This is a genomic window from Stenotrophomonas maltophilia (assembly GCF_001274595.1).
Lineage (GTDB): Bacteria > Pseudomonadota > Gammaproteobacteria > Xanthomonadales > Xanthomonadaceae > Stenotrophomonas > Stenotrophomonas forensis.
Genome location: NZ_CP011010.1, coordinates 967657 through 985995, shown reverse-complemented (window position 1 = coordinate 985995; position 18339 = coordinate 967657). Strand labels below are relative to the sequence as shown.

At 63.9% G+C, this 18339-nt stretch carries 26 protein-coding genes and 3 tRNA genes; 21 read left to right on the top strand and 8 right to left on the bottom strand.

The window, feature by feature from the left end; genetic code table 11:
• The first annotated feature begins 5 nt into the window (after positions 1-5).
• The 9 genes from VN11_RS04485 to VN11_RS04445 are packed head-to-tail and all read left to right on the top strand — an operon-like array spanning position 6 to position 6873.
• Positions 6-2780 carry a tail fiber domain-containing protein gene (locus VN11_RS04485; RefSeq protein ID WP_049451865.1) on the top strand — a complete coding sequence of 925 codons (2775 nt, stop codon included), beginning with the start codon at positions 6-8 and terminating at the stop codon, positions 2778-2780.
• Positions 2780-3265 carry a hypothetical protein gene (locus VN11_RS04480; protein WP_049447215.1) on the top strand — a complete coding sequence of 162 codons (486 nt, stop codon included), beginning with the start codon at positions 2780-2782 and terminating at the stop codon, positions 3263-3265. The genes VN11_RS04485 and VN11_RS04480 overlap by 1 nt, the downstream gene beginning before the upstream one ends.
• A 26-nt stretch (positions 3266-3291) precedes the next feature.
• Complete coding sequence (locus VN11_RS04475) at positions 3292-3561, top strand: hypothetical protein (protein WP_005412393.1); 270 nt, start codon at positions 3292-3294, stop codon at positions 3559-3561.
• Positions 3558-3803: a hypothetical protein gene (locus tag VN11_RS04470; RefSeq protein ID WP_049447213.1), complete on the top strand. Its 246-nt coding sequence runs from the start codon at positions 3558-3560 to the stop codon at positions 3801-3803. Before VN11_RS04475 ends, VN11_RS04470 begins: the two co-directional genes overlap by 4 nt.
• An 8-nt stretch (positions 3804-3811) precedes the next feature.
• Positions 3812-5476 carry a phage terminase large subunit gene (gene terL / locus VN11_RS04465; protein ID WP_238581852.1) on the top strand — a complete coding sequence of 555 codons (1665 nt, stop codon included), beginning with the start codon at positions 3812-3814 and terminating at the stop codon, positions 5474-5476.
• Between the two features lie 8 nt (positions 5477-5484).
• Positions 5485-5676: a hypothetical protein gene (locus VN11_RS04460; protein ID WP_049447210.1), complete on the top strand. Its 192-nt coding sequence runs from the start codon at positions 5485-5487 to the stop codon at positions 5674-5676.
• A 32-nt stretch (positions 5677-5708) separates the two neighbouring features.
• Complete coding sequence (locus VN11_RS04455; RefSeq protein WP_219627573.1) at positions 5709-6119, top strand: lysozyme; 411 nt, start codon at positions 5709-5711, stop codon at positions 6117-6119.
• Positions 6116-6424 (top strand): hypothetical protein, encoded by a 309-nt coding sequence (locus VN11_RS04450; RefSeq protein ID WP_049447208.1) that lies wholly within the window; start codon positions 6116-6118, stop codon positions 6422-6424. The genes VN11_RS04455 and VN11_RS04450 overlap by 4 nt, the downstream gene beginning before the upstream one ends.
• Positions 6421-6873 (top strand): hypothetical protein, encoded by a 453-nt coding sequence (locus VN11_RS04445; protein WP_005412387.1) that lies wholly within the window; start codon positions 6421-6423, stop codon positions 6871-6873. The genes VN11_RS04450 and VN11_RS04445 overlap by 4 nt, the downstream gene beginning before the upstream one ends.
• Positions 6874-6894: 21 nt before the next feature.
• Here VN11_RS04445 and VN11_RS04440 read toward each other — a convergent pair whose 3' ends face one another.
• The 3 genes from VN11_RS04440 to VN11_RS04430 all read right to left on the bottom strand — a co-directional run bounded on the left by VN11_RS04440 (position 6895) and on the right by VN11_RS04430 (position 8262).
• Positions 6895-7296, bottom strand: a complete 402-nt coding sequence (locus tag VN11_RS04440; protein ID WP_125899042.1) for a response regulator — start codon at positions 7294-7296, stop codon at positions 6895-6897.
• An 88-nt stretch (positions 7297-7384) separates the two neighbouring features.
• Positions 7385-7717, bottom strand: coding sequence for a hypothetical protein (locus VN11_RS04435; protein ID WP_032961798.1), 333 nt, complete (start codon positions 7715-7717; stop codon positions 7385-7387).
• A gap of 215 nt (positions 7718-7932) precedes the next feature.
• On the bottom strand, positions 7933-8262 hold the full coding sequence (locus VN11_RS04430) for a hypothetical protein (RefSeq protein WP_032961796.1): 330 nt from the start codon (positions 8260-8262) through the stop codon (positions 7933-7935).
• 1077 nt (positions 8263-9339) lie between these two features.
• On the opposite strand from VN11_RS04430, the gene VN11_RS22475 reads away from it, so the two are divergent.
• The 11 genes from VN11_RS22475 to VN11_RS04385 all read left to right on the top strand — a co-directional run bounded on the left by VN11_RS22475 (position 9340) and on the right by VN11_RS04385 (position 15125).
• Positions 9340-9501 carry a hypothetical protein gene (locus tag VN11_RS22475; RefSeq protein ID WP_153643622.1) on the top strand — a complete coding sequence of 54 codons (162 nt, stop codon included), beginning with the start codon at positions 9340-9342 and terminating at the stop codon, positions 9499-9501.
• A gap of 68 nt (positions 9502-9569) precedes the next feature.
• Positions 9570-9740, top strand: a complete 171-nt coding sequence (locus tag VN11_RS22470; protein WP_004154558.1) for a hypothetical protein — start codon at positions 9570-9572, stop codon at positions 9738-9740.
• A 64-nt stretch (positions 9741-9804) separates the two neighbouring features.
• On the top strand, positions 9805-10404 hold the full coding sequence (locus VN11_RS04425; protein WP_049397873.1) for a hypothetical protein: 600 nt from the start codon (positions 9805-9807) through the stop codon (positions 10402-10404).
• A gap of 52 nt (positions 10405-10456) precedes the next feature.
• Positions 10457-10780, top strand: a complete 324-nt coding sequence (locus tag VN11_RS04420) for a hypothetical protein (RefSeq protein WP_049397874.1) — start codon at positions 10457-10459, stop codon at positions 10778-10780.
• Positions 10780-11205, top strand: a complete 426-nt coding sequence (locus VN11_RS04415) for a hypothetical protein (RefSeq protein ID WP_049397875.1) — start codon at positions 10780-10782, stop codon at positions 11203-11205. Before VN11_RS04420 ends, VN11_RS04415 begins: the two co-directional genes overlap by 1 nt.
• A gap of 20 nt (positions 11206-11225) precedes the next feature.
• Complete coding sequence (locus VN11_RS22465; RefSeq protein WP_153643621.1) at positions 11226-11384, top strand: hypothetical protein; 159 nt, start codon at positions 11226-11228, stop codon at positions 11382-11384.
• Complete coding sequence (locus VN11_RS04405) at positions 11381-11641, top strand: hypothetical protein (RefSeq protein WP_032961791.1); 261 nt, start codon at positions 11381-11383, stop codon at positions 11639-11641. The genes VN11_RS22465 and VN11_RS04405 overlap by 4 nt, the downstream gene beginning before the upstream one ends.
• 63 nt (positions 11642-11704) lie before the next feature.
• On the top strand, positions 11705-12325 hold the full coding sequence (locus tag VN11_RS04400; RefSeq protein ID WP_049397877.1) for an antirestriction protein ArdA: 621 nt from the start codon (positions 11705-11707) through the stop codon (positions 12323-12325).
• Between the two features lie 241 nt (positions 12326-12566).
• On the top strand, positions 12567-12707 hold the full coding sequence (locus VN11_RS22460) for a hypothetical protein (RefSeq protein WP_005412379.1): 141 nt from the start codon (positions 12567-12569) through the stop codon (positions 12705-12707).
• A gap of 739 nt (positions 12708-13446) precedes the next feature.
• Positions 13447-13821, top strand: coding sequence for a hypothetical protein (locus VN11_RS04390; RefSeq protein ID WP_005412378.1), 375 nt, complete (start codon positions 13447-13449; stop codon positions 13819-13821).
• A gap of 65 nt (positions 13822-13886) precedes the next feature.
• Entirely contained in the window at positions 13887-15125 is a 1239-nt protein-coding gene (locus VN11_RS04385; protein WP_049397878.1) for a tyrosine-type recombinase/integrase, read from the top strand.
• 62 nt (positions 15126-15187) lie between these two features.
• On the opposite strand, the gene VN11_RS04380 is transcribed toward VN11_RS04385, so the two are convergent.
• The 3 genes from VN11_RS04380 to VN11_RS04370 all read right to left on the bottom strand — a co-directional run bounded on the left by VN11_RS04380 (position 15188) and on the right by VN11_RS04370 (position 15630).
• Positions 15188-15264: transfer RNA gene (locus VN11_RS04380), tRNA-His, on the bottom strand.
• A gap of 173 nt (positions 15265-15437) precedes the next feature.
• Positions 15438-15514, bottom strand: a tRNA-Arg gene (locus tag VN11_RS04375).
• Positions 15515-15553: 39 nt separating this feature from the next.
• Positions 15554-15630: transfer RNA gene (locus tag VN11_RS04370), tRNA-Pro, on the bottom strand.
• A gap of 180 nt (positions 15631-15810) precedes the next feature.
• Between VN11_RS04370 and VN11_RS04365 the strand changes: the two genes are divergently transcribed.
• Positions 15811-16569, top strand: coding sequence for a Bax inhibitor-1/YccA family protein (locus VN11_RS04365; protein WP_053448912.1), 759 nt, complete (start codon positions 15811-15813; stop codon positions 16567-16569).
• Positions 16570-16628: 59 nt separating this feature from the next.
• On the opposite strand, the gene VN11_RS04360 is transcribed toward VN11_RS04365, so the two are convergent.
• Together VN11_RS04360 and VN11_RS04355 are read right to left on the bottom strand one after the other, a co-directional pair.
• On the bottom strand, positions 16629-17378 hold the full coding sequence (locus VN11_RS04360) for a sulfite exporter TauE/SafE family protein (RefSeq protein WP_053451249.1): 750 nt from the start codon (positions 17376-17378) through the stop codon (positions 16629-16631).
• A 25-nt stretch (positions 17379-17403) separates the two neighbouring features.
• A complete protein-coding gene (locus VN11_RS04355) occupies positions 17404-18312 on the bottom strand; it encodes a LysR family transcriptional regulator (RefSeq protein ID WP_053448911.1) in 909 nt (302 codons plus the stop codon).
• Positions 18313-18339 lie beyond the last annotated feature (27 nt).

Sequence of the window (18339 nt, the reverse complement as noted above, 5' to 3'; positions counted from 1 at the left end):
AACGCATGAGCAACAATCCCGGTTACGTCTCCAACTCGGAACTGGCCTCTCGCCTGTCGAAAGTAGTTGACCGCTGGAATACCCGCGAGAATCAGATGATCTCGCTGCTGACGCAGGACGAAGGCACTGTCGTTGTCACGGACGGCCTCGGCGTCAACCACACGCTACCGTCGTTCCCGCAGCTCCAGAAGGACGTGACGGCAATGACCGACGAGCTGACCGGCTCGGTCGTGCAGGTACGCGACCTGGTGTCCGTGGCAACCGGCATGGCGAACGCAGCGGCCGAGTCTGCCAGTGAAGCCCTGGGCTTCTCCGACGCCGCCGAGGCGTCCGCCGTGCGGGCTGCGGAATCTGCTGCCAGCATCGAGGACGACGTTATCGCCTCGGCCGAAGCGGCGGCTACCGCTGTCGCAAAGGCTGGCGAAGCAAGCGCATCGGCGTCTGCGGCGGCAACCAAGGCAGCCGAGGCCGGTGCTTCGGCCGTTGATGCCGCAGCATCCTCGCAGGCAGCGTCGGCCTCTGCCGCCTCGGCCGGTGACTCGATGTCGCAGGCTAGGGCGGCGGCGAACGCTGCTGACGCTTCGCGCGCCGCTTCGGCGGCCGTGCTGGTGGAAATGACGGACCTGGCAGACCTGGTGGAGGCAGACGCGCAGTCGGCCGCCGCCTCCAAGACCGCCGCAGCTGGCAGCGCAACCGCTGCTGCCGCCTCGGTGACCAGCGCAACCTCCCAGGCCAACCGGGCGGAAGCCCAGGCGTCCATCGCCACCACCAAGGCCAGCGAAGCGGCTGGTTCGGCGGTAACCGCGGCCGGCCATGCCTCCGCAGCGTCCGGCTCGGCGTCGGCCGCCTCCACCTCAGCGCAGACCGCATCGTCGGCCAAGACCGCTGCCGAGGCTGCCCGCGACAAGGCGAACCTGTACGCGAACGCTCCCCAGGGCACCGAGGTTTCGCCGGGCGAGTTCTCGGCGAAGCATTGGGCCGCCCAGGCTCAGGCTGCGGCTACCGGCTCCCTGATCTACATGGGGTCGTGGGACGCGAGCACCGGGGCATTCCCGGCGAACCCCGTGAAGGGTCACTTCTACAAGGTCGTCGGCGAAGGCACCGTGGGGGACATCCACTGGCGAGTCGGCGACCAGGCGCTCTACGGCGCTACCTGGGAGAAGATCGACAACACCGATCAGGTAACCAGCGTCGCCGGGAAGCAGGGCGACGTGACCCTCGTGGCTGGCGACATCGGCGGGCTGGGCGCGCTGGCGACCCGCAACGACGTGGACTTCAACACCCACGTCACCGGCAAGCCGACGACCTACCCGCCGAGCACCCACACGCACACCAAGGCGCAGGTCGGCCTCGACAAGGTGGACAACACCGCCGACCTCGACAAGCCGATCAGCACCGCGACGCAGGCGGCGCTCGACGGCAAGGCGGCGGCGTCGCACACGCACTCCATCGCCAACGTGACCGGCCTCCAGGCTGCGCTCGACGGTAAGGCCGCGGCGTCGCACTCGCACACCATCGCCAACGTCACGGGCCTGCAAGCGGCGCTGGACGCGAAGGCGAACCTGTCCGGGGCGAACTTCACTGGACCTGTCGGCGTTGGTTCTGCGGGGGACGGCAACGACCTACTCACGTTCAACAGCGAACGCTCGTGGTCGTTTAAGCAGGTGGGCACGGCCGCTGAGACCGTTCTCCAGCTGTATGACAACACTGGTGCCAAGAGGTTCCAGATCGCAGCGGCGCAGACCAACAACGTGATCGAGATCGATCCGGCCAAGGCCGCGATCAAGATCAACGGCAACGCTGTTTGGCACTCGGGCACCTTCAACCCCGCCAGCAAGGCAGACGTGAGCCACACGCACACCATTGCCAACGTCACGGGCCTCCAAGCTGCGCTCGACGGCAAGGCGAGCCTGGGCGGCGCAACCTTCACCGGACAGGTCACTCTGGCCTACTCCGCGCCTCTGCGGTTGACCGGCATGGGTGCAGCGGGAACCGTGTACATCCACGGAACGAACGGCGCTGGCGATGACGTCTGCTCGATCACCCGCGTGAACACGAACAGCTGGTACAACCTGTACTGGAACGGCGCTGCGAATATCGCGGGCCGCCTGACGGCTGGCGATCAGATTTACCTCAACGCGGGCTGGTTCCGCTCGCAGCAATCCGGCACCGGCTGGTACTCGGAGCCGCATGGCGGCGGCTGGTTCATGCAAGACAATTCGTACATCCGCAGCTACGGCAGCAAGCGCGTGTTGATCTCGTCGGGCGGCGGTGCGGACGGCGACCTCCGCCTGGAAAGCACCTCCCCGACCATTACCTTCTACGACACCGATCTCGGAACGACTCACTGGCTCCACTGTAACGACAACAACCTGGGCTTCCTCGCGTCTAACAGTTTCGCCTGGGCCTGCTTCCGCAACAATAACAACGACTGGCAGTGTCAGAGCAACAGCATTTCCTACGCTTCGGACGCCCGTCTCAAGGAGAACATCGCGCCCATCGCGCGAACTGCGGTCGACGACTTCTTCTCGAAGTTCCGAGTGCGGGAGTTCGATTGGAACGACGAACGGATCAAGGAGCTGAACCCCGGCTTCACCTACTCGGCCAAGCACGAGTACGGCGCAATCGCGCAGGAAGTCGAGGAGGTTCTGCCGTACATGGTCTACGAGTCCGAGCATAACGGGATCAAGACGATCCTGTGGGACAAGGCCGTGCCGTTCCTGATTGCCGAGGTGCAGGCGCTCCGTAAGGAAGTCGCAGAGCTGCGGGGAGGTGCCTGATGGCCCTCCCTGGCTCCGGTGCGATCTCCTGGGAAATGATCCGTGCCGAGTTCGGCGGCGGGTATCCGATCTACGCGCACCAGTATTACCGGGGCGCTGGATTGGTGCCCGACGTTCCTGCCAACTACGGCGTACCCACGAGCGGCCCGCTCTACGCCTCGCAGTTCTACAACGCGGTCAAGGCGACGCCGTTCCAAGCGTCGTTGTCGCCGAGCTGGCTGATGGGGAGCTGGCCGCAGAACACCAGCGGCACGATCAGCAGATCGTTCACCGTTAGCTGTTCGGGCGGCACCGGCAACTACTCGGTGATCTCTCGCACGGTGGACGGTGGCGCTTCGATCTCCGGCAGCGGCCTCGGCGGAACCGTGACCGCATCTGGCCGCAACACTAGCCGCATGGGCACTTTCACCGTAGCCGTCACCGACGGCGTAACGCAGATCACTTTGAGCGGCAGCTACGAGTACAGCTTCGGCGTTCCGATCTAACGCCCTTACCACCTACAAGAGACCTAATGCACGATGAAGTGAAGCTGGTCGGCGCTCTCGCGGGCGTCGGCCTCATCGTGGGCATCGCAAAGATGCTCACGTCGAACGACCCGATCACCTGGAAGCAGGCGCTCGGCCGCGCAATCCTCTCCGGCGCTACCGGCCTTGCCGCTGGTGCCATCGTCATTTTCATCCCCGGCGTCTCCTTCGTCGCCCAGGTCGCGCTCGCGTGCATCCTGGCGTCGCTCGGCACGTCCGCGCTGGAGACCGTACTGAACCGCGTCGTCAACAAGTGACCGCCCCCAAGGATGCCTTGGAGCGACTGCACGCCGCAGTCGCGGACAAGCTCGCCGACACCATCGACACGATGGAGTCGGACGCGAAGGGCCTGGCCTCGATCCTCAACGTGGCCCGGCAGTTTCTCAAGGACAACGGCATCGACGTTGCTGCCACGCCGCCCGGCTCTCCGCTGGGCAAGCTGGCGGACAAGGTGTCCGAGTTCCCGTTCGATCCCGCTGAGGACGGGCGGCTGAACTGATGGAGGGCATGACGAGCCTCCACGTTAGTCACCCTTTCGAGGACTTCCGCAACTTCGCCTGGTACGTCTGGAAGGAGCTGGGGCTACCAAGCCCCACTCCGATCCAGTACGACATCTGCGAGTTCCTGAAAACCGGCCCGCGCCGTCGCGTCATCATGGCGTACCGCGGCGTCGGCAAGTCCTGGGTGACGGCCGCCTACGTCTGCTGGCTCCTCTGGAAAGACCCCCAGCACAAGATCATGGTTGTCTCGGCATCGAAGGAACGCGCCGATGCGTTCTCGGTGTTCGTCAAGCGCCTGATCGAAACCCTGCCCGAACTGCAACACCTCCGTCCGCGCCCCGACCAGCGCAACTCGAACCTGGCGTTCGACGTTGGTCCCGCGCAGCCGGATCAGTCGCCCTCGGTGAAGTCGGTCGGTATCAACGGCCAGCTCACCGGCTCCCGCGCTGACACCATCATCGCGGACGACATCGAAGTCCCAAAGAACTCCATGACCGTCGTACAGCGCGAGAAGCTGGCCGAGCTGGTCAAGGAGTTCGACGCGGTGCTCAAGCCGGGCGGCGAGATCATCTACCTCGGCACTCCGCAGACCGAGGAGTCGCTCTACAACAAGCTCCCCGAGCGCGGCTACGTCATCCGCATCTGGCCCGCGCGCTACCCGAAGGACACCAAGCACCGCCAGGTGTACGGCGACCGGCTCGCCCCGATGATCGCCGATGCGTTCGATGCGAACCCCAAGCTCGCCTGGAAGAACTGCGAGTCCGTCCGGTTCTCCGACGAGGACTTGATGGAGCGCGAGGCGTCCTATGGACGCTCCGGCTTCATGCTCCAGTTCATGCTCGATGCGTCGCTGTCCGACGCCGAGAAGTACCCGCTCAAGCTGTCCGACCTGATCGTGATGGACGTGGACCGAGAGGTCGCTCCGATCCGCGTGGTCTACAGCAGCGGCCCGGAGTACATCGTCAGTGACATCGCGTCCGTGGGCTTCACGGGCGACCGCCTGTACCGGCCCATGTACCTCGCCTCGGAAATGGAGGAGTTCACCGGCAAGGTGCTCGCCATCGACCCCTCGGGCCGAGGCGGCGACGAAACCGGCTACGCGGTCGTCGGCATGCTTCGCGGCATGCTCTACGCGCGCCGGGCTGGTGCGACCAAGGGCGGCTACGACGACGACACGCTAGAGACCCTGGCGCACATCGCGCGCGCCGAGAAGGTCTCCGCAGTCCTCATTGAGGCCAACTTCGGTGACGGCATGTTCGCCAAGATGCTCTCCGGCGTCCTGGCGCGCGTGTACCCGTGCTCCATCGAGGAGGTGAAGCACTACGGCACCTCGAAGGAGAACCGAATCATCGACGTGCTGGAGCCTGTGCTGAACCAGCATCGCTTGGTGGTCGATGCCTCGATCATCCGCGCCGATCAGAAGTCCGAACAGAAGTACCAACTGTTCTACCAGCTCACGCGCATCACGCGCGACCGCGGCGCACTGCGCCACGACGACCGCCTCGAAGCGCTGGCGATGGCCGTGAAGTATTGGGCCGACCAGCTCTCCCGAGACGTGTCCAAGGAGGAGCAGCGCTACCTGGAGGAGCTGCTCGACCGCGAGTACGCCTCCTTCATCCAGTCCGTGACCGGCCGCGTGCCGTCACCCGACAACTACCTCGACATCCTGTAGGAGACCCAATGTCCGACACGCTCGCTGCGTGGCTGATGGCGCTCGCCGCCGCTGCCCTGCTGTACCTGTTCCTGCGCCGCAAGAACGACGACGACAACGACGGCCCGAGCGCACCCGCGCCGGTAACGCCGTGCGACTGCAACCACGCTCCCTGCTGCCACACCCAGGGCGGCCAGTCGAACCCCTACGCCCCGGTGTGAGCCAGGCTGTCCAGCTCGCGCGCCCTCTGACGATGAAGTCGGAGGGTCTGCGCCTGGTGGCCTACCTGTGCCCCGCAGACAAGTGGACCATCGGCTACGGCCACACCGGCAGTGACGTGAAGCCTGGCCTCCGCATCACCGAGGAACGCGCTGTGGAGCTGCTGGAGGCTGACCTCTCCAAGGCCGCTACGGTCGTCCGTCGATACGTGCGCGTGCCCCTCAGCGCGCCGCAGGAAGCCGCCCTGATCGACTTCGTGTTCAACCTCGGCGAGGGCAACTTCGCCAGCTCCACCCTGCTCCGCGTGCTCAACGCGGGCGACTACGCGGCGGTGCCCGCACAGCTCCGCCGATGGACCAAGGGTCGCGTCAAGGGCGTGCTGACGGACCTGCCCGGCCTCATCGACCGCCGCGAGGCGGAAGTCAAACTCTGGAACTCCAAGTGACCATCAAGACCATCTACAACCGCGCCAGCGAGCGCCTGGTGCGCGCCTACGAGCGCGCTAAGGGGTACGTAGCGCTGCGCATTGCCCTCGCCTCGCAATGGCTCCTGGAGCGCCTGCGCGAGACCTCCCGTCGCACCTACACCGGCTGGCTGTTCGTCGCCGTGTTCCTGGCGCTTCCCTACGTCGTCCTCGGCGGCCTGTGGGAGCACCTGCGGAATGCCGCGGAGCGCCTGTGGGATGACGTGAACGACATCGAGTGGGCTGCGTTCACCCCGAGCTACTGGCGGGAGCACATCAAGCAGTGACCACGCTGGCCTTTGACGGCCGGCTCGTTGCTATCGACTCGCAGGTCACCGCTGGTGATCTGCGGTACGAGGAGGAGAAGTTCTACCGCACCACCGACACCACCGGGCGCGACCTGGTGGTGTTCGGCGCGGGCACCACTTCCCACATCCAGCGAGCCGTGCGCGAGCTGTCGGAGGGATTCGACGAACTGACCAAGGGCGAGTACACGATCCTCGTGGTCGGCCTGCGGGACAACCCGGTGGCCTTCTACCACGACGGTCTCCCTCTCGACCTCCGGCGCGACTTCCTCGTCGCCGGTAGTGGTGGTGCGATTGCCCTGGCCGCCATGAAGGCAGGCCACAACGCGACCGAAGCAGTCCTCATGGCCTGCTCGACGGACCTCTACAGCGGTCCTCCGGTGCAGACCTACGACACGGTTACAAAGCGTTTCCTAAAACGCCGGACCTGAACTACTGGCGCATGGACGCGCCTAAACAGGAATGCCGATTTGGCGAGTCCTATCAAGGGCGCTCATGAGTTCTTTGATGCGGTACGGCTTCGGGAGAAAGGTCGCCCACTGGTGAGCGTCAGGGAGCTGCGGGTTCGGCACCCCGGACGCGAACATGTAGGGAATTCGGTGCGACAGCAGGTAATCGGCGACGGACATTGATGCTCCGTCCTGCGTCTGGATGTCTAAGATCGCCGCGTGAAATGCTTTCGCCTCTATGCGGTCGAATGCATCGGCAGCGGAGGCGACCACATCGACCTCGTAACCCTGCATCGCCAGGATTTCCTTCAACATCCCTGAGAGGTCAGGATCATCTTCCATGACCAACAACGAGCCGAGCCGACCCTGGCTGTATGCATCCGTAGCCATCGCGCGTTCTCCCACGCCTACGTTCCCCAAACGGTTCGTACCGTACACGACGGCCAGTTAAAAGACAGGAAACGACTCTACCTGAAAGTGAACAGTTCAGCTATCACGCCAATTCTTCATCCTTGAACCACCACATTACAGCCAAGACGACAAACCAAACGATCAGCGGGACGCCAATCGTGAATTCCACGAGTAGGCCTCTCATGTGCTCGTGCTGCGCGGCCTCAGTCAGTGCAGAATCCAGAATTGGCACCGCATCGGCCACCACGCTGTACGCGGTCGTGTCATCGTTTATGACCTCGCGGGTACGTTCGACCAGCTCCCGTGCTGCTCGAAGCTTCGCGTGCTGATATGCGGCGGGCACTCCAGCACAGACCAGCGAGAGGACAGTGACCAGCGCCGCCAAGCGAATGAGGAGGGTATTGAGCGATGCCATAGATGCTCGTTGTAATGTCTATGCCAACCGCTAAGTTTATTCGACCACGGAGCACTGGGAGGGCTTGACAAGGGTGCTATCATAGTAAGACCTAAGTATTACTCTAGCAGGACTATAGAGTTCTATTCATTGGTATTCACCATCAAGTAGAGCTACAGTTCTCCTATGCACTCCTGGGGTGTTCCTCTGTCCTCCTTGGGTGCCACTGCGGCGGACTAGACCTCCGTCCCATCCTTGATGACCCATAGCACCACGCCCGCACCAATCCAAGCGAGCGCCGGGATGCCCAAAGCGAGCTGGAGAAACAGGTTGCGGGAATTGCGGTTGCTGATGAGGTCATTCGTCGCGGCGTCAAACGTCCGCACCGCCTCATCAACCAACACCTGCGGCGAGGCGTCGTTCTCGATGATCTGCTCGTTCCAGGAACGCAACTCCTCAGCGCTCCTTACGCCGGTCTGAAAGTACGCGGCAGGGAGTCCTGCGAGCACTAAGGCCAGGACGGTGATCGCGGTAGCGGTTCTTATCGTGTATCGGCGGGCGTACATAACGTCTCCTCGAAGTGACAGAGGTGGTCGAAAGGTTTGCGGCAAATTTCCGAAGGAGTATCCAACTACTTGGAACGGCGCGATCACCCCCCGTAGGGGGTCGCCCCCTGTAGCGTAAGGCACGATGCGCCCCCTTCGCGTCACCTGCGGCGTCACCACCTCGGCTAACCTACTGATTCCAAAGGTGAACCACCGGATTAGGTATCCAGTGCCTAGGCAATCCCATGCGATACCTGGGCAACCTGCGGACATCCGCGCTCAAATGTTCGCGCCTCTGTCTGTCCCTATCTGTCTTTTTGCCCTGACCGCCACGCGTCCACCTCGGCACCACCTCGGCACACCTGCCTACCACCTCGGCGCACCCTGCCCCAGCCTATGCCCACCTGCCGCCCACCACGGCCAGCCAATGCGCCGCCACGGCCCACGCAAGGCCCGCCACGGGCATCCCTACCGCCCCGCCTATAGAAGCTCCCCACGCGCGCGCTAGGCGCTCCCTGCGACCATCCAAAAATCGTTGCCATCGGGGTATTGCCAGCCATGCGGGGATTGATCTAATCTATACCCGTCGCCAGCAGCACGGCGGCAGCGGAAAAGGCGGCGACAGACGTGCGACCGATGGATCGACAGCACCTAGAGCTTATCCCGCCAGCACTGAGGACTAGCCCCAAAGGCCCCTGAGCGCACCGCAGGTAACGTCCGGCTCAATCCTCCCACTACCGGGAGTGATTGACAAACCGGGAACAAACGGGCATAATGCCCACCATCGAACAACGGTCGCAGGGTGCGGTCGGGACAGTAGGAAAGGGGCAGGCAGGAGCGCCGCCCACGGCAGAACGCGGGGAGCTGGGAACACTAGCCGCGCCGGGAAGTGTAAGGGCCGATGAAGGCCGCCACGGATACCGGGTCACCGCCAGAAAGAGCGGGGCCATCTGTACGGGATTCCTAGGCGAGCTGGAGGCGCTCCCGGAAGCTGGCGACGGTCAGATTCCATGCCTTACAAGCATGAGTCTGACCGCCAAAGCGTCCCTACCGTTGTGATGGGGCGTTTTGGTGGTCCGATTCACTGGAGAGCAACCCATGACGATGATCCCGTTTGATATGACCGCCCGCGACTACTACGTGGCCGGTTGCATCCGCCGCGGCATCCGCGAGCACCGCGCCCGACTCAACGAGCGGGAGCGCCAGGCGAACAGGAACCGCACCCAAGTTGCGCCTTGTCCCTCCCCCGTTGTCATCTGATCCCCTTTCGTCAACCCGGTTTTCCACACCCCGCCGACGTGTGACGGCGGGTCTTTTTTGGAGCTACCATGAGCACCAATGGACCACTGGAGGACTTGCAAGTGCGCAAGCTCACCGCTGAGATTCGCAAGATCAACCGCGAGAGCGACAAGCTGATGATGGAGACCCGGTGGTATCCGTTGGTGGTCGCCACGGCCTTTGTGGCTGGCATCGTCACGCTGACCAAGCTGTTCCTCTAACAGCGCCCTATCCCAATCCACCGAAGCCGCCGCAAGGCGGCTTTTTTGTTGCCCGGAGAAAGCTATGAACAAAATTCCTTCCGCCCTGATCGCCGCCGCTCTGCATGTGGCACCCAAGAATGACGTTCGCTTCTACTTGAATGGCGTGCTGATTGAGTCGCACGCCGATGGTGCGATCATCGTTGCTACAGACGGCCACCGCATGCTTGTGGTGCGTACCAGCCTGCCGTGGGACATTGGCAAGATCATCGTGCCGCGCAATGCGTGCGAGCTGGTCGCCAAGATGAAGGGCGATGTCTATTTCAGCGCCGTGGGCGATGCCAGCCGGTTCAAGGCGGAGCGCGGAGGCCAGGCCATTGAGTTTGCTGCCGTTGATGGAACCTACCCGGACTGGCGTGCTGCGGTGTCCAAGCCGAACGAACTCAAGCTGTCCGGATTCGCGCCTGCCGTCCTCGAAGGCGTAGTGAAGGCGGCCGGTGTAATTCGCAAGGCATTCGGCGGCAAGGCCACTTCACTGATTCCGGTGACTGGCGGCGACGTGGCGGCCATGTTCGGTATTGGCGGCATCACCGATCCGAGCATCAGGTGCGCGTCTTTGATCGTCATGCCAATGCGCGACTCGTCATACCCGGAAGCCCTGTGCAGCGACGCGCTCCGCGCTTAACCCGAACCCATTAGCCGCCGCTAGGCGGCTTTTTTGTTGCCCGGAGAAAGCCATGAACCTCGACAAGTACGCCCCTGAGAGCGCGAAGCGCATAGCCGTGGCGCTGGTGGATGCCGCCCTCGCCGCTGGTTACTCGCTCGGCGTCTACGACGGCGAAGAAACCACGGTGCGGCACAGCCGCGACCGGCAAGAAGTGTTGGAGGCCCTCGCCTCTACCGACCACGATCACCTGCGGTTCTACCGCCCGGACGCAACAAAGGCGGGGTTTGTGCTCCTGATTTGGGAGAACGGGAACGACGCCGCGAGCGACTGGAGCGACAACGACGAGACCAACGCGCTGGTGATGCCGGTGCTGCGCGGGCTGGGAGTGCTGTGATGGAACTGCGCACCTACGGAACCCGCAACGTGTTCCTGGCACAGCCGGGGCGCTATCACGAACAACTGGCGGCGACCGCGATGACGCCGCAGCAAGCCGAGGAGTTCGCCACCGTGGTCAACCGGGCAATCAGGGATACCGACTTCGACCCCATCGACCTTGCGTTGCTTGCGGCAGGGTGGCAGTTGGCTGACGTGCCTGTGACCATCGAAGTGGGCGAGTTCCTGACCAATGTGGCCCGGATGCTTCACAAGCTGTTCGAGGAGCTTTGCACCCCTGACGGCTATCCCGGCGTCTTTGGCTACGAGATCGCGGAACCGTTGGGTGCGTGGCTTGCCGAACGCCCCAAGAATCGCTGCGAACTCGCCGATGCTGAGCGGCAGGCACGCGAAATGATCCAAGCCGAGATGGGCCGCTTCGCATGAGCTACCGCGAGGAGGACATCATGTTCGAGACCGAAAAAGCGTGGGTGCTGCGCAAGGGGCCGAACCATTTTGAGGTCTACAAAATCGGCCTCACGCACTCGACACGCCACGGCATTTTTCACAACATCCCCGGCGCGCTGGATCGCGCCATTGAGCACGCAAAGGGCCTGTCGCAATGAGCAACGACAACGAGCTGGCTGTACCTGCCGGTGACAAGCTGGTCACCCTGGGCGACCGATCGGTCTCCTACGGTCCCCGCCAAGAGTTCGATGGAAGCGTCGAGCCTTGCGCACCGATGGCCGCGCAGTTTTGGGGCGTCTACCGCTGGGCTGGTAAGGACCGCTGGTGGTGGATTGCCGACGTGGCCGACGAAGACACCGCCCGCGCAGTGGCCGCCGCCTACCTGCTGAACGTCAAGCCCGATTGGGCGCACTGACCGACAACCACCGCTGATCCCGAGGCCCGCCTAGTGCGGGCCTTCGCATTTCTGGAGCACACCATGCAAATATACGTTGCCTGCCTTGCCTCATATAACGCTGGCGTCCTGCACGGCGAGTGGATCAACTTGGAGGGACGCGACGCCGACGACGTGCGCGATGAGATTGCCCGCATCCTGCGCGAGTCGCCGCACCCGAACGTGACCGTTGATTGCCCGGATTGCGGCGGTACTGGAACCACATACGTCCCCCGAGTATTCGGCGGGGCGGAATGCACGGCGTGTGGCGGAAGCGGCAAGGTCGCCAGCGCCGAGGAGTGGGCCGTCCACGACTACGACGACGTGTTCGGGGATACCTGGGGCGAGCACCCCGACCTGGACAAGCTGTGCGCATTGCAAGAGCGGCTGGACGAGTTGCACAACGACACCGAACGCGCCGCCTACACGGCCTTCTGCGACCACGAGGGCCTCGACGATGTGACCGTGGAGCAGTTCCACGAAGCCTACGCGGGCCAGTTCGATAGCTGGGCCGACTTTGCCGAGAACTATGTGGACGAATCGAGGCTTCTTCACGACGTGCCCGACGCCCTCTCCCGCTACTTCGACTACGAGAGCTATGGCCGCGACATTCGGCTCAACGGTGACGCGTTTGAGGTGAGCGGCTTCTACTTCTGGAGCCGCTAACGCCGCTTCCGCAAGACCCTGCGCCAATACAGGTATGTGCGATGCGCCGGCACCGAGCTAGTCCACACCCATACGACTAGGTGAAGGGCCGTAATGGCGACTTCTACGCGGGGGTCAATCATCGAATGGTCCTTGGGGTCGGGAGTGGCGATCACGCCCTTCAGCCCTAATCATAAGGCCAATCTCGATATTTGGCACTCATTGTTCCATTTGTAGCACTTGCATAACAGGAGACTTACATATGCGTAACGCAGATTTCACCGCAAACTCGACCCTGGTGATCGTCAACGTGGCCCTCCGCGTCCACCAGTTCGGCCCGTTCTTGGTATTCGAGCGGGAGGTTTTGGTCCTGCATGAACGGACCTACGAGGTGCCCGAATGATTCGGACCATCAATTTCGACCATAACGAGAAGCGCGGCGCTCTCCGCGCGATGCTCGGCCTACTCAACGAGCGCGTCCAGTTCTCGGTCGTCCCCGAGGACTGTGGCTGGCGGGTGTCGTATCCGGTCCCACCCGCGGCCCCAACGGAGACCCCGCGGCCATGACTTCACTGCACCAGTCGGGATCAATCTCTCCCGTGGTACTTGATTCCTACGGACGCGCCATCATTGTGGCCTGTAGTCTGCCCGACGGCAGCGTCATGCTGTCGGGCTGCGCATCCGCAGACGACCAGGGGGGCGTTCTCAGTCTATGAGTACGGTGAGACGGACAATAGCCAGCGCGGTAGTCCGCGTAGGGCAAGGACTGTTTTTTGCATCCGTGGTCGGGGCCATTGTGACCCTGGCGGCGATGCTGGCACTACCGTTCTTAAAACACTGAAACGTAAGACCTTTTTGTGGAGCGCAGCCGGGGGTGGCGGCGCATTACAACGCCGTGAGCAGGGGACAGGACGGCCCCTTCGCAGGGCAGAAGTACCTGGACCTGTTCGTGAAAGCCTTTGGATATGAGATCGGAATCGACCCCTCCCCCACGCCCTGGCAGCGTGGTTTCTGGATGGACAAAATTGGCAAGAATGCCATCAACATTGGCTTGGGCCTTGTAATCCTTACATTGCGGCTCCAAGATAGACCCTGATGGTTTCCCAAGGGGGAACCATCCCCTTACGGAAAATGAGCGCACCATGAATCTCTCGCAGAAAGAACTGACGGCCATTCTCACAACCGCACTGTCAGCCTTCCGGGAAGAGATCGACGAGGACATCACCGCCACCCGCATCCTCACCCTACTCGCCGTTGTGGACGAGCCGGGCATTCAGCAGGTGGACCTTGAGCGCGTCCTCGGCGGACTCTCTCCCTCCGCAGTGAGCCGCAATGTGCTCGACCTGTCGTCTATCAAGCGTAACCGCGAGCCGGGGCCTGACTTCCTGGAGCAGCGCCCTGATCCCGCCTACCGCAAGCGCAACCTGATCTTCCCGACGACCAAGGCGCTGCACTGGCTGGCTTCGCTCGCAGAACGTGTCAACCGCAAGGTGACGGCGCGCGTCGCAGCCGCCTAACCCCCAACACCCCGTTGTGCCCCGAGGCCCGCCTAGTGCGGGCCTTTTCATTTTTGGAGATACACATGGCCCTTCGCCTCAAAGGGACCGCGCCCAAGCCGGGTGCGCCCGATAAGCGCTACTACATGCTCGACGTGCAGGAGGGATACCGGCGCGTGCGCTTGTCCACCGGCACCCGCGACCGCGTGGCAGCCGAGCGCAAGGAGCAGGCGGTCCTCGACGCCCTGCGCGACGACCCCGACGTTTCCGAGGACGTGCTGCGCGAACTCATCCGGGGCAAGTCCCGGTCGGCGCAGATGGCCGTGGCGAAAGCCAAGGCCCGGCAGCGCACCCTCAAGGACGCGATGGATGACGCCCTGGACGACCGCAACTTTTGGGGCAAGCTCAAGTCCATCGAGACCGTCCGCACCAACTGCAAGATCGTCCAGGGCTTCCTGGGCGAGGACACGCCCATCAACGACATCACCCAGGCCGCAGTGGACGCGATGGTGACCAAGATGGAGGCCGAGGGAGCTGCTCCGGCGACCATCAACCGCAAGATGCACGCCCTGATGGCCGTCCTGCGCCGCGAGGCGAAGGCCGGGCGCATGCTGGCCGCCATCCCGGAGTACCGGCCGAGCGACGAGCGCGACAACGCGCGCCAGTTCACCCTGACCATTGAGGACGAGGAGCTGATCCTCTCCCGCGTGCTCGCGTGGGACATCCTGCCCGACCCCGAGTACGGCGGTCGGCCGCGGACGCGCGACGGTAAGGACTACCACGACCTGTTCGTGTTCCTGGCCGACGTGGGCTGCCGCCTGAGCCAGGCATTCAACCTGCGCTGGAGCGACCTGGTGGGAACCCCGCCGACCGCCGTTCGCTTCTGGCGTCACGGGGAACTGAAAGGCGGCCGGCAGCGCACCATCCCGTTGACCTCCCGCGCCTCGGAAGTGGTCCAGCGGCGGCGCAGGGCGGCAGGCAAGGAGCAGACCGGCCCCTTCTCCACGCTCAACAAGACCCGCGCCAACAAGCTCTGGAATCGTGCGCGAAAGGGGACGCATCTCGCCAAGGAGAAGGAGTGCGTGATCCACTCGCTGCGGCACACCTGCGCCACCCGGCTGCTGCTGGCGACCGGCAACATCAAGCTCGTGCAGGAGTGGCTGGGGCATCGGGACATCCGCACCACGTCGGAGACCTACGCGAAGGTGCTGGCCGAACAGGCGCTCATCGGCAAGTCTGCGCTGGAGCAATTGCGGGCTGCGCCGCAGGTGACGCCCACAGGTGACGTTCCGAGACAGGGATTGATTGCCAACGAGGGATTGTAGTACCAAAACTGACCGTCGCCAGCTTACTTTTCAGTAACTTAGCGACGGTAGTAAGAAAACAGTGGGGTGGCTGAGGGGATTCGAACCCCCGACCACCGGAATCACAATCCGGTACTCTAACCAACTGAGCTACAGCCACCACTGAAACTTTTGCTCCCTCGCCGATACCACTGACGCTGGAACTCAAACCTTTGCCTGGAGACTGTCACCGAAGTTCCGGTCCGCCGAAGCGAGTCCGATATTCTGGTGGAGTCTGTGGGCTTTTGCAAGCACTTCTTCACATCTGCCGATACGACCCCGGTGCCTCGCCAATGGCGCGCCCGACAGGAATCGAACCTGTAACCGCCGGCTTAGAAGGCCGGTGCTCTATCCAGTTGAGCTACGGGCGCCCGAACCGGAACGATGTCCAATCCGACGTGGCGTGGGATTGGTCGGGGTAGAGGGATTCGAACCCCCGACATCCTGCTCCCAAAGCAGGCGCGCTACCAGACTGCGCTATACCCCGGTCTTGCAATCCCCTCGGGCCAGACCCGGGGAGTCGTTCATTGTCGCCAAGCGCATCGCGAACTGTCAACGCAGGCGCGACCGATCATGAATCCGCCACGGCGCCCTGCATGTCCATCGGCTATGCTCGCGGACATCGGCCGGATGGCCGTCCCGACCCTCATTCGCACGGAGAACACGCATGCGCAGCGGCAACCCGGCTCTTTCCGAGTCGACCTTCCTCGACCTCGCCAGCGGCTCGGTGGTGACCAGCCCCGGCCAGGTGATGACCCTCAACGGCACCGCCAACAAGACCGGCATCCTGCTGCTGCTGGCCGTGCTGACCGCAGCCTTTGCCTGGAACCAGTCCGTCAACGAGTACGGCGAGGTCATGGGCGCAGCCAAGCTGTATGCCATGGGCGGCGCGATCGGCGGGCTGGTGCTGGCGCTGATCACCATCTTCAAGAAGGAATGGTCGCCGGTCACCGCACCGATGTACGCGCTGGTCGAGGGCCTGTTCCTGGGCGCCGTCTCGGCGCTGTTCAACATGAAGTACCCGGGCATCGTGTTCCAGGCCGTGCTGCTGACCTTCGGCACGCTGGCCGCGCTGCTGTTCGCGTACCGCAGCGGCGTGATCAAGGCCACCGAGAACTTCAAGATGGGCGTGGTGGCTGCCACCGGCGGCATCGCCCTGCTCTACCTGGCCTCGTTCGTACTGGGCTTCTTCAACATCAACGTCCCGGTGATCCACGACTCCAGCTGGCTGGGCATCGCCTTCAGCCTGTTCGTGGTGGTGGTCGCAGCACTGAACCTGGTGCTGGACTTCGACTTCATCGAGACGGGCGTGGCCCAGCGCGCGCCGAAGTACATGGAGTGGTATGGCGCATTCGGCCTGATGGTGACCCTGGTCTGGCTGTACATCGAATTCCTGCGCCTGCTGTCGAAGATCCAGCAGCGCTGAGCCACGCCATGCCGTAAACGACAAAGGGCGCCCGGGTGGCGCCCTTTTCCTTTGACGCATCAGCGCGCCAGCAGCGCCGGAAGCGATGAGGCCAGCAGCGCGATGCCCGACGCGGTCAGCAGACTCAGCACGAGCTGGCGGAAGCGCGCCTCGCTGATGCCGATGTAGACCCGCGCACCGAGCAGGGCCGGCACCAGCATGGCCGGCGCCACGATGGCGAAATACGGCAGCATCTGCCGGTTCACCAGGCCACTGCCGACATAGGTGGCCATGGTCACCGCCAGCATCGCCAGGTTGAAGTTCTGGATGACCGCGCGCTGCTCATCCTTGCCGAAACCACGCAGCGTGCTCCACAACGTCGGCACGGGCCCGGCGAATCCACCGATGCCGCTGAGCACACCACCGGCCATGCCGGCGATCGCGTCACCCAGGCGACCGCCGACGCGGATCGGCGGCAACGACCGTGCCATCAGCATCACCGGGCACCACAGCGCCAGGAAGCCCCCCAGCAGCGCCTTGAACCACTCCATGTCCAGCTGTGGCAGCACCATCACGCCCAGCGGGATGCCCGCCAGACCGCCCAGCACGAATGGCAGCAGCAGACGCAGGTTGAATCCGCGGCGCACGGTGAACACCGCGACCAGCTGGCCGACCAGCGCGCCGAATACCGACAGCGTCGCCGCCAGTCGCGGCTCCAGCCCCCACGCCCAGAACGACATCGCCACCATGCCGAACGCGAAACCCGACAGGCCCTGCACGAATCCGGCGACGATCGCGCCGAGCGCAACCAGCAGATAGACCGACTCCATCACCACCTCGGTTGCGGTTGCACGGCTACCCAGCCGCGCCACTCTGCGCAGCGTAGTGCGCTGCGAGATGCTCGACCAGCGCACGCACCTTCGGCGCCAGTGCACGCGCATGCGGATACAGCGCGAAGTAGCGGCGCTGTCCGGCGTGCCAGGCCGGCAGCACCCGGATCAAACGACCGGCGCGCAGGTCCTCCTGCACGGTCAGCGCAGTGAACAGACTGATGCCCATGCTGCCCAGCGCGGCGGCGTACAGCGCCGGCGTGGCATCCACGCGCAGGCGCTGCCCGGCCTCGATGCTCGCGGTGGCACCGCGCGGTCCGTGCAGTTGCCAGGGCGGCAACGCCGGTGTGGGACTGAAACCCAGCAACAGGTGCTGCGCGAGATCCGACGCCTGCCGAGGCAGTCCGTGGCGCGCCAGATAGCCAGGCGCGGCCACTAGGATGCGCGGGCAGCTGGCCAACTCGCGTGCAACCAGCTGGCTGTCCGGCAATGACGGTGCGATGCGCAGCGCAAGATCGAAACCACCGCCCACCACATCGACCAGCTGATCATCGGCGGAAAGATCCAGCGCCACCTGCGGGTAGCGCTGCAGGAACGACGGCAGCCAATGCGGCAACTCCTGGCTGGCCACCACCTGCGGCACGCTGATGCGTACGATGCCACTGGGTTGAGCCTGTCCGGCACGTGCCTGGTCATCCGCTTCCTGCAGGCGATCGAGCAATGATGCCGCCTGGCGGTAGTAGCCACGTCCGGCTTCGGTCAGTGACAGCCGGCGGCTGTTGCGGTCCAGCAGGCGTACCTGCAGGTGTTCTTCCAGCTGCCGCAGTTGCCGCGACATGGCCGAATGGGTCGTCCCCAATCGCTCGGCGGCAGCGGTGAAGCTGCCCGCATCGACGATGGCACGCAGCGCGCGCAGGGCGGCGAATTGATCCATCAGCGGGCGGCTCCGGTTGGCAGGACC